Source organism: Streptomyces sp. NPDC026522, assembly GCF_055567555.1.
Genome location: NZ_JBVHQF010000014.1, coordinates 178,255 through 191,929 on the forward strand (window position 1 = coordinate 178,255; position 13,675 = coordinate 191,929).

Annotated in this window: 13 protein-coding genes; 9 read left to right on the forward strand and 4 right to left on the reverse strand. The window is 72.6% G+C overall.

Going from position 1 to position 13,675, the window contains the following annotated elements:
• Nucleotides 1-105: 105 nt before the first annotated feature.
• The 4 genes from ispG to ACZ4M3_RS31105 all read left to right on the forward strand — a co-directional run bounded on the left by ispG (nucleotide 106) and on the right by ACZ4M3_RS31105 (nucleotide 4,714).
• Nucleotides 106-1,263: a flavodoxin-dependent (E)-4-hydroxy-3-methylbut-2-enyl-diphosphate synthase gene (gene ispG, locus ACZ4M3_RS31090; RefSeq protein ID WP_467738256.1), complete on the forward strand. Its 1,158-nt coding sequence runs from the start codon at nucleotides 106-108 to the stop codon at nucleotides 1,261-1,263.
• 226 nt (nucleotides 1,264-1,489) lie between these two features.
• The gene (locus tag ACZ4M3_RS31095; RefSeq protein ID WP_467738258.1) at nucleotides 1,490-2,335 is read left to right on the forward strand and encodes a GNAT family N-acetyltransferase; all 846 of its coding nucleotides are present in this window, start codon (nucleotides 1,490-1,492) and stop codon (nucleotides 2,333-2,335) included.
• Nucleotides 2,336-2,405: 70 nt separating this feature from the next.
• Nucleotides 2,406-2,987: a GNAT family N-acetyltransferase gene (locus ACZ4M3_RS31100; RefSeq protein ID WP_467738260.1), complete on the forward strand. Its 582-nt coding sequence runs from the start codon at nucleotides 2,406-2,408 to the stop codon at nucleotides 2,985-2,987.
• A 32-nt stretch (nucleotides 2,988-3,019) separates the two neighbouring features.
• Nucleotides 3,020-4,714 (forward strand): proline--tRNA ligase, encoded by a 1,695-nt coding sequence (locus tag ACZ4M3_RS31105; protein ID WP_467738262.1) that lies wholly within the window; start codon nucleotides 3,020-3,022, stop codon nucleotides 4,712-4,714.
• A 16-nt stretch (nucleotides 4,715-4,730) separates the two neighbouring features.
• Here ACZ4M3_RS31105 and ACZ4M3_RS31110 read toward each other — a convergent pair whose 3' ends face one another.
• The 4 genes from ACZ4M3_RS31110 to ACZ4M3_RS31125 are packed head-to-tail and all read right to left on the reverse strand — an operon-like array spanning nucleotide 4,731 to nucleotide 7,682.
• Nucleotides 4,731-5,708 carry a slipin family protein gene (locus ACZ4M3_RS31110; protein ID WP_467738264.1) on the reverse strand — a complete coding sequence of 326 codons (978 nt, stop codon included), beginning with the start codon at nucleotides 5,706-5,708 and terminating at the stop codon, nucleotides 4,731-4,733.
• Between the two features lie 42 nt (nucleotides 5,709-5,750).
• Nucleotides 5,751-6,653, reverse strand: coding sequence for an aminoglycoside phosphotransferase family protein (locus ACZ4M3_RS31115; RefSeq protein WP_467738266.1), 903 nt, complete (start codon nucleotides 6,651-6,653; stop codon nucleotides 5,751-5,753).
• Between the two features lie 16 nt (nucleotides 6,654-6,669).
• The gene (locus ACZ4M3_RS31120) at nucleotides 6,670-7,128 is read right to left on the reverse strand and encodes a DUF4439 domain-containing protein (protein ID WP_467738268.1); all 459 of its coding nucleotides are present in this window, start codon (nucleotides 7,126-7,128) and stop codon (nucleotides 6,670-6,672) included.
• Entirely contained in the window at nucleotides 7,125-7,682 is a 558-nt protein-coding gene (locus ACZ4M3_RS31125; protein ID WP_467738270.1) for a hypothetical protein, read from the reverse strand. Before ACZ4M3_RS31125 ends, ACZ4M3_RS31120 begins: the two co-directional genes overlap by 4 nt.
• A gap of 180 nt (nucleotides 7,683-7,862) precedes the next feature.
• On the opposite strand from ACZ4M3_RS31125, the gene rimP reads away from it, so the two are divergent.
• From rimP to ACZ4M3_RS31150, 5 genes are all read left to right on the forward strand, one after another.
• Nucleotides 7,863-8,360: a ribosome maturation factor RimP gene (gene rimP, locus ACZ4M3_RS31130; protein ID WP_467738272.1), complete on the forward strand. Its 498-nt coding sequence runs from the start codon at nucleotides 7,863-7,865 to the stop codon at nucleotides 8,358-8,360.
• A gap of 2 nt (nucleotides 8,361-8,362) precedes the next feature.
• On the forward strand, nucleotides 8,363-9,415 hold the full coding sequence (nusA, locus tag ACZ4M3_RS31135) for a transcription termination factor NusA (RefSeq protein ID WP_467738274.1): 1,053 nt from the start codon (nucleotides 8,363-8,365) through the stop codon (nucleotides 9,413-9,415).
• Nucleotides 9,416-9,587: 172 nt separating this feature from the next.
• Nucleotides 9,588-9,875 carry a YlxR family protein gene (locus ACZ4M3_RS31140; protein ID WP_467738276.1) on the forward strand — a complete coding sequence of 96 codons (288 nt, stop codon included), beginning with the start codon at nucleotides 9,588-9,590 and terminating at the stop codon, nucleotides 9,873-9,875.
• 148 nt (nucleotides 9,876-10,023) lie between these two features.
• Nucleotides 10,024-13,194 carry a translation initiation factor IF-2 gene (gene infB, locus ACZ4M3_RS31145; RefSeq protein WP_467738278.1) on the forward strand — a complete coding sequence of 1,057 codons (3,171 nt, stop codon included), beginning with the start codon at nucleotides 10,024-10,026 and terminating at the stop codon, nucleotides 13,192-13,194.
• A 186-nt stretch (nucleotides 13,195-13,380) separates the two neighbouring features.
• Nucleotides 13,381-13,674, forward strand: a complete 294-nt coding sequence (locus ACZ4M3_RS31150; protein ID WP_136213480.1) for a DUF503 domain-containing protein — start codon at nucleotides 13,381-13,383, stop codon at nucleotides 13,672-13,674.
• The last annotated feature ends 1 nt before the right edge of the window (nucleotide 13,675 follow it).

Below are 13,675 nucleotides of genomic sequence, written 5' to 3' on the forward strand. Positions count from 1 at the left end.
GCGCGGACCCGGCGATGCGTGGGTCACCCCCGCCTTGGCGTAATCTCGAAGCCTGGAGCCCGCCGATCTCGGGACCTTGATCCACACCTTGGGGTTGCACAGCAGATGACTGCCATCTCTCTCGGAATGCCGTCCGTGCCGACGAAGCTCGCCGACCGCCGGGTCAGCCGCAAGATCCAGGTCGGCTCCGTGGCCGTCGGCGGCGACGCACCCATCTCGGTGCAGTCGATGACCACGACCCGCACCTCCGACATCGGCGCCACGCTCCAGCAGATCGCCGAGCTGACCGCTTCCGGCTGCAACATCGTCCGCGTGGCCTGCCCCACGCAGGACGACGCCGACGCCCTCGCCGTGATCGCGAAGAAGTCCCAGATCCCGGTCATCGCCGACATCCACTTCCAGCCGAAGTACGTGTTCGCGGCCATCGACGCCGGCTGCGCCGCGGTCCGCGTCAACCCGGGCAACATCAAGCAGTTCGACGACAAGGTCAAGGAGATCGCGCGCGCCGCGAACGAGACCCGCACCCCGATCCGGATCGGCGTCAACGCGGGCTCGCTCGACGCCCGGCTGCTCAAGAAGTACGGCAAGGCCACCCCCGAGGCGCTCGTCGAGTCGGCGCTGTGGGAGGCCTCCCTCTTCGAGGAGCACGGCTTCAGCGACATCAAGATCTCGGTCAAGCACAACGACCCGGTCGTCATGGTCAACGCCTACCGCCAGCTGGCCGCCGCCTGCGACTACCCGCTGCACCTCGGCGTCACCGAGGCCGGCCCGGCCTTCCAGGGCACCATCAAGTCCGCCGTCGCCTTCGGCGCCCTGCTCTCCGAGGGCATCGGCGACACCATCCGCGTCTCGCTCTCCGCGCCGCCGGTCGAGGAGGTCAAGGTCGGCATCCAGATCCTGGAGTCGCTGAACCTCAAGCCCCGCCGGCTGGAGATCGTCTCCTGCCCGTCCTGCGGCCGCGCCCAGGTCGACGTGTACAAGCTGGCCGAGGAGGTCACCGCGGGCCTGGAGGGCATGGAGATCCCGCTGCGCGTCGCGGTCATGGGCTGCGTCGTGAACGGCCCGGGCGAGGCCCGCGAGGCCGACCTCGGCGTCGCCTCCGGCAACGGCAAGGGCCAGATCTTCGTCAAGGGCGAGGTCATCAAGACCGTCCCCGAGTCGAAGATCGTGGAGACGCTGATCGAAGAGGCCATGAAGATCGCCGCGCAGATGGAGAAGGACGGCATCCCCTCCGGCGAACCCACGGTCGCCATCGGCGTCTAGAGTTTTTGGGCGCGGTTCGCTCCCCCAGCCTCTGGCCGGGAGGTGCCCCCACCGGCGCTCCCCTTCGGCCCACTCGCCCGTGCCGACCACGGCCGGCCCCGGTCCCGCTCCCGTTCCCGCAGTACGGGGGCGGGGGCGGGGCTTTTTCGTGACCTGTGGGGCCGGGCATCCCGGTGCGGCGCCGGGTACAGTGCGGAGATCAGCAGACTTGCATGGTGAGGCCCCAGTGTTGACGCAGACCACCACCCGGGTCCTTGAACCCAGTGATCTCGACTCCGCGCTCGAAGTCCTCGGGCGCGAGCCCGTCGAGAACGCCTTCGTCACCTCCCGGGTCCAGGTCGCCGGTCTCGACCCCTGGCGCCTGGGCGGCGAGATGTGGGGCTGGTACTCCGACGGCGAGCTGCGCTCCCTCTGCTACGCGGGCGCCAACCTCGTCCCCGTCTGCGCCGGCCCCGACGCCGTACGCGCCTTCGCCGACCGGGCCCGCCGCACCGGCCGCCGCTGCTCCTCCATCGTCGGCCCGGCCGAGGCCACCCGGCTGCTGTGGCGCCTCCTGGAGCCCAGCTGGGGACCCGCCCGGGACGTCCGCTCCCACCAGCCGCTGATGATCACCGAACAGTCGTCCGCCGAGGTCCGGCCGGACCCCCTGGTCCGCCGGGTCCGCAAGGGCGAGATGGACCTGATCATGCCCGCCTGCGTGGCCATGTTCACCGAAGAAGTCGGCATCTCCCCGCTCGCCGGGGACGGCGGCCTGCTCTACCAGGCCCGGGTCGCCGAACTCGTCGGCACCGGACGCTCGTTCGCCCGCATCGAGAACGGCAGGATCGTCTTCAAGGCCGAGATCGGCGCCGCCACCCCGCGCGCCTGCCAGATCCAAGGCGTGTGGGTCGACCCCGAGTTCCGCGGGCGCGGGCACTCCGAGGCGGGCATGGCCGCCGTCGTGGAGTACGCGCTGCGCGACGTGGCCCCCGTGGTCAGCCTCTACGTCAACGACTTCAACACCGCCGCGCGGGCGGCCTACCGGCGCGTGGGCTTCCGCGAGGTCGGCGCCTTCATGAGCGTGCTGTTCTGACCCTCCGGGCCCGGCGAAACCCGGCGCCGGCCCCGTACCCCTCGCCGCTACCGCCGAGTAAGGTCACCGCATGCTGCCTACCCCCGGAGGCGACGGCCCCCACCGGCCCGCCGGACTCCGCATCGGCCCCCTCGACCTCGCCGCCCGCGTGGACGAGGCCCTGCGCGTGCAGGCCGTCGCCTTCGGGCTCAGCGACGAGGAAGTCGCCATCCGGCGCTACATCGTCCAGCGCCACATGACCTGCCGGGGCGCCCGCGCGCTCGGCGCGTACACCGACGACGGCGCGCTCGCCGGGTTCGTCTACGGCATGCCGAACGACCGCGACCACTGGTGGTCCACCGTCGTCGAGCCCTACCTGCGCACCGGAGGCCACGAGGGCTGGCTCGACGGCTCCTTCGTCATCACCGAACTGCACGTCCACCCCGGGTTCCAGGGCCACGGCGTCGGCCGGGAGCTGATCACCCGGATCACCGATTCCGCCGCCGAACCGCGCTCCATCCTGTCCGCCATCGACACCGACAGCCCGGCCCGCGCCCTGTACCGCGCGCTCGGCTACACCGACCTGGCCCGCCGCGTGTACTTCCCGAGCGCGAGCCTGCCGTACGCCGTGATGGGCGCCCCGCTCCCGCTGCGCAGGCCCGGAATTCGATGAGCCATCCGCGGGGGCCTCGGTAGGCTCCCCGCATGTCAACGCAACACGTGCAGCGCATGTCCCGGCTCCTGGCCAAGACCCTCCGCGAGGACCCGGCCGACGCCGAGACCCTCAGCCACCGCCTCCTCGTCCGCGCGGGCTACGTCCGGCGCAGCTCCGCCGGGGTGTGGACCTGGCTGCCGCTCGGCAAGCGGGTCCTGGAGAACGTCTCCCGCATCGTGCGCGAGGAGATGGACGCGATCGGGGCGCAGGAGGTGCTGCTGCCGGCGCTGCTGCCGAGGGAGCCGTACGAGGTCAGCGGCCGCTGGTCGGAGTACGGGGACCTGCTCTTCCGGCTCAAGGACCGCAAGGGCGCGGACTACCTGCTCGGCCCCACCCACGAAGAGATCTTCACCCTGCTCGTGAAGGACCAGTGCACGTCCTACAAGGACCTGCCGGTCATGCTGTACCAGATCCAGACCAAGTACCGCGACGAGGCCCGGCCGCGCTCCGGCGTGCTGCGGGGCCGCGAGTTCCAGATGAAGGACTCGTACTCCTTCGACGTCAGCGACGAGGGGCTCGCGCACTCGTACGCCCTCCACCGCGCCGCCTACCAGCGGATCTTCGAGCGGCTCGGCCTGGACCACCGGATCGTCTCCGCCGTCTCCGGCGCGATGGGCGGCTCCGCGTCCGAGGAGTTCCTGGCACCGGCGCGGGCGGGTGAGGACACCTTCGCGGACTGCCCGTCCTGCGACTACGCGGCCAACACCGAGGCGGTCACCTTCCCCCTGACGCCCGTGCCGGCCGAACACGGTCCGCTGGAGGAGATCCCCACCCCCGACACCCCGACCATCGAGACGCTGGCGGCGCACCTCGGCGTGCCCGCCTCGGCCACGCTCAAGAACCTCCTCGTCAAGGTGGACGGCGAAATCGTCGCCGTCGGCGTGCCCGGCGACCGGGAGGTGGACCTGGGCAAGCTCGGCGAGCACCTCGCCCCCGCCGTCGTGGAGTTGGTGACGGCGGAGGACTTCGCCGACCGGCCCGACCTGGTACGTGGCTACGTGGGACCGCAGGGGCTGGGGAAGGTGCGCTACCTGGCCGACCCCCGGGTCGCGCCCGGGACTTCCTGGGTGACGGGCGCCAACAAGCCCGACACGCACGCCCGCAACGTGGTGTGCGGCCGTGACTTCGAGGTCGACCGGTACCTGGACGTCGTGGTGGTCGAGCCGGGTGACCCCTGCCCCGCCTGCGGCAGCGGACTCGCGCTGGACCGGGCGATCGAGATCGGGCACATCTTCCAGCTGGGCCGCAAGTACGCCGACGCCTTCGGGCTCGACGTGCTCGGCCGCGAGGGCAAGCCGGTCCGGGTCACCATGGGCTCCTACGGGATCGGCGTCTCCCGCGTGGTCGCCGCGCTGGCCGAGCAGACCGCCGACGAGCGGGGCCTGTGCTGGCCGGCTTCGGTCGCCCCCGCCGACGTCCACGTGGTGGCGGCCGGCAAGGCCGTGCCCCTGGCGCTTGCCGAATCGGCGGCCACCGCCCTGGCGGAGGCCGGCCGCCGGGTCCTGCTGGACGACCGGCCCGGCCTGTCGCCCGGCGTCAAGCTCACGGACGCGGAGCTGATCGGCGTGCCCTGGATCCTGGTGGCGGGCCGCCGCTCCGCCGACGGGGTGGTCGAACTCCAGGACCGCGCCGCCGGCACCCGCGAGGAACTCCCCCTCGCGCAGGCCCTGGCCCGCCTCGCGTAGGCCGGGACCCCGGCCGTCAGGCGTCCGGTTCGCCGGGCGCCGACGGCGGGGGCACGGGGTGGCCCGGGGGCAGGACCGGGTCCGGGTCGGGGTCATGGTCCGGCGAGCCGTTCACCCGGTCGACCGCGGGCCCGGCCGCCGGCGCCTGCGGCGGCTGCGCGCCTTCCACGGCCGGCTCGTGCGGGCGCGCGGACGGCGGGGCCGCGGCCGGCGGACCATGCGCGTCCGAGGGGGTCGGGGCGGCGCGTTCGAGGAAGCGCAGCAGCTCCACCGGGAAGGGAAGCACGAGGGTGGAGTTCTTCTCCGCCGCCACCGCCACCACCGTCTGGAGCAGCCGCAGCTGGAGCGCCGCCGGCTGTTCCGACATCACCGCCGCCGCCTCGGCCAGCTTCTTCGACGCCTGGAGCTCCGCGTCCGCGTTGATGACCCGGGCCCGGCGCTCGCGGTCCGCCTCCGCCTGGCGCGCCATCGACCGCTTCATCGTCTCGGGCAGGGAGACGTCCTTGATCTCCACCCGGTCGATCTGCACGCCCCACCCGACCGCCGGACTGTCGATCATCAGCTCCAGGCCCTGGTTGAGCTGCTCCCGGTTCGACAGCAGATCGTCCAGGTCCGACTTGCCGATGATCGACCGCAGCGACGTCTGCGCCATCTGCGAGACCGCGAAGCGGTAGTCCTCGACCTCGATGATCGCGCTGGCCGCGTCCACGACCTTGAAGTAGACGACCGCGTCCACCCGCACCGTGACGTTGTCCCGCGTGATGCCCTCCTGCGCGGGCACCGGCATCGTCACGATCTGCATGTTCACCTTGCGCAGCCGGTCCACGCCCGGGATGACCATGGTGAAGCCAGGGCCGCGGATTCCTGCCCGCAGCCGGCCGAAGCGGAAGACCACGCCCCGCTCGTACTGCCTCACCACCCGTGCGGCGACACCCGTGGCCGCCGCGGCACCCAAGCCCGCCGCGATGACCGCTGTCAGCAGTTCCTGGACCATGGCGGCCTCCTGCTGGACACGTCCTGATATCTACGGTATGCCCTACAGCCAGGAGGCGAATTCCAGCAACGACTCGGCATCGCGCCGCCGTCCGGCCACCAGCGCCCGGGCCCCCGACTCGACCGCGCGGAACACCGTCCAGCCCCGCAGCCGGTCCCGGTCCACGTCCAGCGCGTCCGCCAGCTTGTTCACCCGCCGCCGGGCGCCCGAGGCCCCAGCCGAGGAGGCGACCTGGTCCTCCAGCCGGTCCCGGACCAGCCGGGCCAGGTCGTACGCCCGCTCGCCGACCAGCGGATCCGGACCCACCGTCAGCCACGGCGCCCGCTCGCCCGCCAGCACCTTGCCCTGCCGGAAGTTCCCGTGCAGCAGCAGTTCCTCGGCCGGGGCGGCCGTCAGCTCCTCCTGGATCCCCAGGGCCGTCGCCGCCAGCGCCTCCGCCTCGGGCGGGGCCTTGCGCAGCGCCTCGGCCTGCCGGGCGGTGCGCTGCGCCACCGTCTCCCAGCTGTGGCCGGCGCCCGGCGCCACCCACAGCCGGCGCAGCGTGCCGCACGCCTCCAGCAGGGCCTTCGCCTCCGGGAGCGAGTGCAGCGACACCTCCGGGTGCAGCCGCTCCAGGAGCAGCCCGCCGTCGTCCTCGTGGTGGCGCGAGTCGAGGACCCGTACCGCCCCGAAGCCGCCCCAGTGCGCGAGCGCCGCGAGTTCGAGGTCCGGCCGAGCCGTCGGCGGGGCGAGCTTCAGCGCGGCCGGAGTCCCGTCGGAGTAGCGCACGAGGACGACGAGGCTGCTGCGCCCGCCGGGCGCCTGCACCCGCTGCGCCACCACCGCACGCCGGGCCATCGCCTCGTCGGCGAGCCGGGGCAGCCGGTCCAGCCAGTCCGCGTCCCGCGCTGGATCCGGCGTCTCGCCGAGCGCCCGTACAAGCCGCTGCGGCGGTTCGAAAGCCATGCGTGCGTAGTCCCTTTCAGCTGGTCTGGGCGCGATCCGTGCGTTCGGCGAGCCCAGGGAAGGCTACGCCGCCGCCGCGCCAGCGCGCCGCCCGCACGGCGGCGGCGCTCAGCGCGTCGGCCGCCTCCCGGCGCAGCGGGCCGGCCGCGGCCCGCACCAGATCGGAGTACGCGCCCGCGACGCGCTCCTCGATCTCGGCGGCCAGCCGCTCGGCGTCGGCCGGGCCGCGCACCTCGTACGGCAGCGCGTACGCCGCCTCCGCGGCCCGCGGCGCCCCGCCCATCTCGCGGACCGTACGGGCCAGGGAATCGCGGCGCGCGAGGTGGCTCCCGTACGCCTCGCGGGCCTCCGCCGCGCGCCCCGACGCCGTGCGCGCGCCGATCACCCCGTATCCGTACGCGGCGGCGTGCTCGGCGGCCAGCGCCGCCTGGGCGGCTTCCAGCGGCGGGCTCGCGGGGGAGGGGGAGGACTTCACGAGGCGGCTCCGGGGGTCGACGTGAGCAGGTACGCGTGGACGGCCCCGCAGGCCGCCACCGAGGCCAGCAGCCGGGCCAGTTCCCCGGGCGCGCCGGCCAGCGCGATGGTCCGGGCCTCGGCCAGGCTCCGCTCGGTGTCCGCGAGCTCGGTCAGCGCCTCGGCCGGGGTCGCCGGTACGGGCGCGGAGCGCGGCGCCGGGGTTCCGGCGGAGGGGGCGGATCCGGATGCGGAGGCGGCGGGGGCGGCTGCCCCGGCCGGGTGACCGGAGCCGGGCACGGCCAGCGCCGCGCCGTGCGCCGCGACGGCCGCGCGCAGCGGCGCGAGCCGCCCGGCCAGGTCCGGATGGGCGGCGGTGGTGGCGTCGTAACGTTCCAGCAGCCGCTCGGTGTCACGTACGGCGTTCTCCCGCATCCGCCGTTCGAGTGGAATCCCGCTGTCCTCTGCGGAGGCTCCGCCGCCGCCGGTGCAGCCGGTGAGCAGCGCGGCCCCGGCCGCGCCGGCGGCTCCGGCGAGCACGCTCCGACGTGAGGGCGCTTGGGCGGCGGCGGGCATCGAAGGCATGGTCCAGGGCACGGCGACGTCCTCCGGAGGTGCTGGCGGGGCAGGGTGTGATCACCGTACCCGGGGCCCCCGCCGGGCGCGCGGACGGCAACACCCTCCGCGACCGGATACCCTTTGACCTGACACGCGACGGAAAACCACAACAGCACACGCGGCCGAGGAGTCACCCGGATGAGCACGACCCAGAGCGACAGGCTGCGCGGACTGCTGGAGCCGCTCGTCGCCGCCAAGGGCCTGGACCTCGAGGAGATCGAGCTGTCGAAGGCGGGCAAGCGACGGATGCTGCGGGTCATCGTGGATTCCGACGAGGGCGTGGAGCTGGACGCGTGCGCCGAGCTGAGCCGTGAGGTCTCCGATCTGCTCGACGAGTCCGACGTGATGGGCGAGGACGAGTACGTCCTCGAAGTGAGCTCTCCGGGCGCCGACCGCCCGTTGACCGAGCACCGTCACTACGTCCGGGCGACCGGACGTCTCGTGAAGTTCCAGCTCGCGGAGGGCGGGGAACTGGTCGCCCGCATCCTCGGCGTCGACGACGAGGGCATGGACCTCGAAGTTCCGGGCGTGAAGGGCCGCAAGGCGACCGCCCGCCGCATCGCATTCACCGACATCGCCAAGGCGCGTGTCGAGATCGAGTTCAACCGCAAGGACAAGAAGGAAGAGGAGGCGTAGCCGTGGACATCGACATGAGTGCCCTGCGGGGTCTGGTCCGGGAGAAGGAGATCTCCTTCGACCTGCTCGTCGAGGCGATCGAGTCGGCCCTCCTCATCGCGTACCACCGCACCGAGGGCAGCTACCGCCGTGCCCGCGTCGTGCTCGACCGCAGCAACGGTCACGTGGTCGTGTGGGCGACGGAAGACCCGAGGGACCTCGAAGAGGGGCAGGAGCCCAAGGAGTTCGACGACACCCCGTCGGACTTCGGCCGGATCGCGGCGACGACCGCCAAGCAGGTGATCCTGCAGCGTCTGCGCGACGCCGAGGACGACCTGACGTTCGGCGAGTTCGCCGGCCGCGAGGGTGACGTCATCACCGGTGTGGTGCAGCAGGGCAAGGACCCGAAGAACGTCCTCGTCGACATCGGCAAGCTGGAAGCAATCCTGCCGGTGCAGGAGCAGGTCCCCGGCGAGGAGTACACGCACGGCCTGCGCCTCAAGGCGTACGTCGTCCGGGTGGCGAAGGGCGTCCGCGGTCCGTCGGTGACCCTGTCGCGCACCCACCCCAACCTGGTGAAGAAGCTGTTCGCGCTGGAGGTCCCGGAGATCGCCGACGGCAGCGTCGAGATCTCGGCGATCGCCCGCGAGGCCGGCCACCGCACCAAGATCGCCGTTCGCTCCACCCGCTCGGGCCTGAACCCCAAGGGCGCCTGCATCGGCCCGATGGGCAGCCGCGTGCGCAACGTGATGGCGGAGCTGCACGGCGAGAAGATCGACATCGTGGACTGGTCCGACGACCCGGCCGAGATGGTCGCGAACGCCCTGTCACCCGCCCGGGTGAGCAAGGTCGACGTCGTCGACTGGGACTCCCGCTCCGCACGGGTGACCGTGCCCGATTACCAGCTGTCGCTGGCCATCGGCAAGGAGGGCCAGAACGCCCGCCTCGCCGCGCGGCTCACCGGCTGGCGCATCGACATCCGCCCCGACACCGAGGAGCCCTCGGACCGGGACGCGGACCGGCACGCGGACCGGCACGCCCGTGACGGTGAGCACGCCGACCGGCGCGGGGAATAAAACCATTACCGGCCGGTGCTCACCGGCCGGTAGACAGGGACCCCGGCCGGACCGGGGTCCCGGCACACGGGAGCACCCGGGTCCGCCCGGAAGGTCCCGAATGGATCACGACAACGTCCGTTCGATTTTTCGCCTGAAGGGGTGAGGTCGGTACGGGGAGGTAGACTTAGGCGTGTCTGGCCGGACGCAAGCCCGCGCATGCCCCGAACGCACCTGTGTGGGGTGCCGGGAGCGAGCGGCCAAGAGCGATCTGCTGCGCATCGTGGCGAGCGGGGACGAATGCGTCCCCGATCCACGCGGTACGCTGCCCGGCCGGGGTGCCTACCTGCACCCCGCCGTGGTCTGTCTCGACCAGGCGGTCCGCCGCCGAGCGTTTCCCCGGGCCCTCAGGTCCGCCGGAGCGCTCGACACGACGGAACTGCGCAAAGCCCTGGCCGGTGAGGCCGGGGCGACACCGTAAGAAGTAGTACGGCACGGATACCCCGTGCGGTCAGGTACCTCGCGAGTTGGAAGTAGGTCGAGATTGCGATGAGCACTCGATGAGTACGCGATGAGTACGCCCATGAAGTAGCGACGGTCCGGCGTAACCCGGACCTAAAAGGAGCGAAGTGGCTAAGGTCCGGGTATACGAACTCGCCAAGGAGTTCGGAGTTGAGAGCAAGGTCGTCATGGCCAAGCTCCAGGAACTCGGTGAGTTCGTCCGTTCGGCGTCCTCGACGATCGAGGCGCCGGTTGTACGCAAGTTGACCGACGCACTGCAGGGGCCCGGCGGCAACGCCGGCAAGTCCGCTGCGAAGCCCGGCGCGCCCCGCAAGGCCGCGCCTTCCCCCGCAGCGGCAGGCCGCGCGGGTTCCCCTACGCCCGCAGCGCCGTCCCCGGCCGCCGCGGCACGTCCCGCCGCCCCCAAGCCCGGCGCGCCGGTGGCTCCCAAGCCCGCCGCCGCCGAGGCCCCCGCGGCGGGTGCGCCCGTGACTCCGGCCGCCCCCGGCCCGCGTCCCGGTCCCAAGGCTCCGGCCGCCCCGAAGCCCGCTCCGGCGGCGCCCGTGGCGACCGAGTTCTCCGCGCCCGCACCGGCTCCGGCCGCTGCCCCGGCGCGTACCGACCGTCCCGCCGGTCCCGGCGCCCCCGGTCCCCGTCCGGCGCAGCAGCGTCCGGCGGCCCAGGGTGGCCAGGCCCCCCAGGGCGGCGCCCGTCCCGGCGCCCCGCGTCCGGCCGGCACCGCTCCCGGTGGCCAGGGCCAGCGCCCCGCCGGCGGCACCGGTGCCCCGCGTCCGCAGGGCGCCCGTCCGGCCGGTCCCCGTCCGGGCAACAACCCCTTCACCTCTGGTGGCTCCACCGGCATGGCGCGCCCGCAGGCGCCCCGTCCGGCCGGCGCTCCCCGTCCCGGTGCCCCCGGCGCCGGCGGCGGCCAGGGTGCCCCGCGTCCGCAGGGCGGCCCGGCCGGCGCTCCGCGCCCCCAGGGTCCCGGCGGCGCCCGTCCCACCCCCGGTGGCATGCCCCGTCCGCAGGGCGGCGCCCCGCGTCCGGGTGGTGCTCCCGGCGGTAACCGTCCGAACCCGGGCATGATGCCGCAGCGTCCCGCTGCCGGTGGTCCCGGTCCGCGTCCCGGCGGCGGCCCCGGCGGCCGTGGTCCCGGTGCGGGTGGCCCGCGTCCCGGTGGCGGCGCAGGCCGTCCCGGTGGCGGCGGCTTCGCCGGCCGTCCGGCCGGTCCCGGCTCGCGTCCCGCGGGCGGCGGCGGCTTCGGCGGCCCGCGTCCCGGTGGCGGCGGCTTCGGCGGCGGTCCGGCCGGTGCCGGTGGCGGCGGTCGTCCCGGCTTCGGCGGGCGTCCCGGTGGTCCCGGTGCCCGTGGTGGCACGCAGGGTGCCTTCGGCCGTCCCGGCGGTCCGGCCCGTCGTGGCCGCAAGTCCAAGCGTCAGAGGCGCCAGGAGTACGAGGCCATGCAGGCCCCGTCCGTCGGCGGCGTGATGCTGCCCCGCGGCAACGGTGAGACCGTTCGCCTGTCGCGCGGTGCGTCCCTCACCGACTTCGCGGAGAAGATCAACGCCAACCCGGCGTCGCTCGTCGCCGTGATGATGAACCTCGGCGAGATGGTCACCGCGACGCAGTCCGTCTCCGACGAGACGCTCGAAATGCTGGCCGGCGAGATGAACTACCAGGTTCAGATCGTCAGCCCGGAGGAAGAGGACCGCGAGCTCCTCGAAGGCTTCGACATCGAGTTCGGCGAGGACGAGGGCGGCGAGGAATTCCTCATGCCGCGTCCCCCGGTCGTCACCGTCATGGGTCACGTCGACCACGGTAAGACCCGACTGCTCGACGCCATCCGCAAGACGAACGTCGTCGCGGGCGAGGCCGGCGGCATCACCCAGCACATCGGTGCCTACCAGGTCGGTACCGAGGTCAACGGTGAAGAGCGCAAGATCACCTTCATCGACACCCCGGGTCACGAGGCGTTCACCGCCATGCGTGCCCGTGGTGCCAAGTCGACCGACATCGCGATCCTCGTGGTCGCGGCCAACGACGGCGTCATGCCGCAGACGATCGAGGCGCTCAACCACGCCAAGGCCGCCGGCGTCCCGATCGTCGTCGCGGTCAACAAGATCGACGTCGAGGGTGCCGACCCGGTCAAGGTGCGCGGTCAGCTCACCGAGTTCGGTCTGGTCGCCGAGGAGTACGGCGGCGACACGATGTTCGTCGACATCTCCGCCAAGCAGGGTCTGCACATCGACTCCCTGCTGGAGGCCGTCGTCCTCACCGCCGACGCCTCGCTCGACCTGCGCGCCAACCCGGAGCAGGACGCTCAGGGTATTGCGATCGAGTCCCACCTCGACCGCGGCCGCGGTGCCGTCGCCACCGTCCTCGTCCAGCGCGGTACCCTCCGCGTCGGCGACACGATGGTCGTGGGCGACGCCTACGGCCGAGTGCGCGCCATGCTCGACGACAAGGGCAACAACGTCGAGGAAGCGGGTCCCTCGACCCCCGTCCTGGTCCTGGGTCTCACCAACGTCCCCGGCGCCGGCGACAACTTCCTCGTCGTCGACGAGGACCGTACGGCCCGTCAGATCGCCGAGAAGCGTGCTGCGCGAGAGCGCAACGCCAACTTCGCCAAGCGCGTCCGTCGCGTGTCCCTCGAGGACCTCGACTCCGTGCTCAAGGCCGGTCTGGTCCAGGAACTCAACCTCATCATCAAGGGCGACGCGTCCGGTGCGGTCGAGGCTCTCGAGTCCTCGCTGCTCCAGCTCGACGTCGGTGAAGAGGTCGACATCCGGGTCCTGCACCGCGGTGTGGGTGCGGTCACCGAGTCCGACATCGCCCTGGCGATGGGCTCCGACGCCATCGTCATCGGTTACAACGTCCGTGCGGCCGGCCGTGCCGCGCAGATGGCGGACCGCGAGGGTGTCGACGTCCGCTACTACTCGGTGATCTACCAGGCCATCGAGGAGATCGAGGCGGCTCTCAAGGGTCTGCTCAAGCCGGAGTACGAAGAGGTCGAGCTCGGTACGGCGGAGGTCCGCGAGATCTTCCGCTCGTCCAAGCTGGGCAACATCGCGGGTGTCCTCATCCGCTCCGGCGAGGTCAAGCGCAACACCAAGGCGCGGCTCCTGCGCGATGGCAAGGTCATCGCCGAGAACCTCACCATCTCCGGTCTGCGCCGCTTCAAGGACGACGTCACCGAGATCCGCGAAGGCTTCGAGGGCGGTATCAACCTCGGCTCCTTCAACGACATCAAGATCGACGACGTCATCGCGACGTACGAGATGCGCGAGAAGCCCCGCGCGTAAGCGCGCGGCGGTTCGCACCGTGTCGTAGGGCTCGTACGGCCGTTGGCCGTACGAGCAAGCACCGGGGCCGGTCGGCGGAATATCCGTCGATCGGCCCCGGCCGTTGCGTGTACGGTTCAGAGGACCCGGCCGGGCGACGGCCCCGGCAGGCCACCGAACCCGCACCGGCGGGATATCCGGAACTGCATGTACGTGGGGACTCTGTCCTTCGATCTGCTCCTCGGCGACGTCCACTCGTTGAAGGAGAAACGCTCCGTCGTCCGGCCCATCGTCGCCGAGCTCCAGCGCAAGTTCTCCGTGAGCGCGGCCGAAGTGGGCGACCAGGACCTGCACCGCAGGGCCCGGATCGGGGTCGCCCTGGTGAGCGGGGACGCGGGGTTCGTGTCGGACGTACTGGACCGCTGTGAGCGGCTGGTCGCGGCGCGTCCGGAAGTGGAGCTGCTGTCGGCGAGACGGCGGCTGCACGGTGATGAAGACTGAT

Coding starts and splice junctions, on each gene's coding strand:
- ispG (WP_467738256.1), top strand. CDS start 106: ATGACTGCCATCTCTCTCGGAATGCCGTCCGTGCCGACGAAGCTCGCC.
- ACZ4M3_RS31100 (WP_467738260.1), top strand. CDS start 2,406: ATGCTGCCTACCCCCGGAGGCGACGGCCCCCACCGGCCCGCCGGACTC.
- ACZ4M3_RS31105 (WP_467738262.1), top strand. CDS start 3,020: ATGTCAACGCAACACGTGCAGCGCATGTCCCGGCTCCTGGCCAAGACC.
- ACZ4M3_RS31110 (WP_467738264.1), bottom strand. CDS start 5,708: ATGGTCCAGGAACTGCTGACAGCGGTCATCGCGGCGGGCTTGGGTGCC.
- ACZ4M3_RS31115 (WP_467738266.1), bottom strand. CDS start 6,653: ATGGCTTTCGAACCGCCGCAGCGGCTTGTACGGGCGCTCGGCGAGACG.
- ACZ4M3_RS31125 (WP_467738270.1), bottom strand. CDS start 7,682: ATGCCCGCCGCCGCCCAAGCGCCCTCACGTCGGAGCGTGCTCGCCGGA.
- rimP (WP_467738272.1), top strand. CDS start 7,863: ATGAGCACGACCCAGAGCGACAGGCTGCGCGGACTGCTGGAGCCGCTC.
- ACZ4M3_RS31150 (WP_136213480.1), top strand. CDS start 13,381: ATGTACGTGGGGACTCTGTCCTTCGATCTGCTCCTCGGCGACGTCCAC.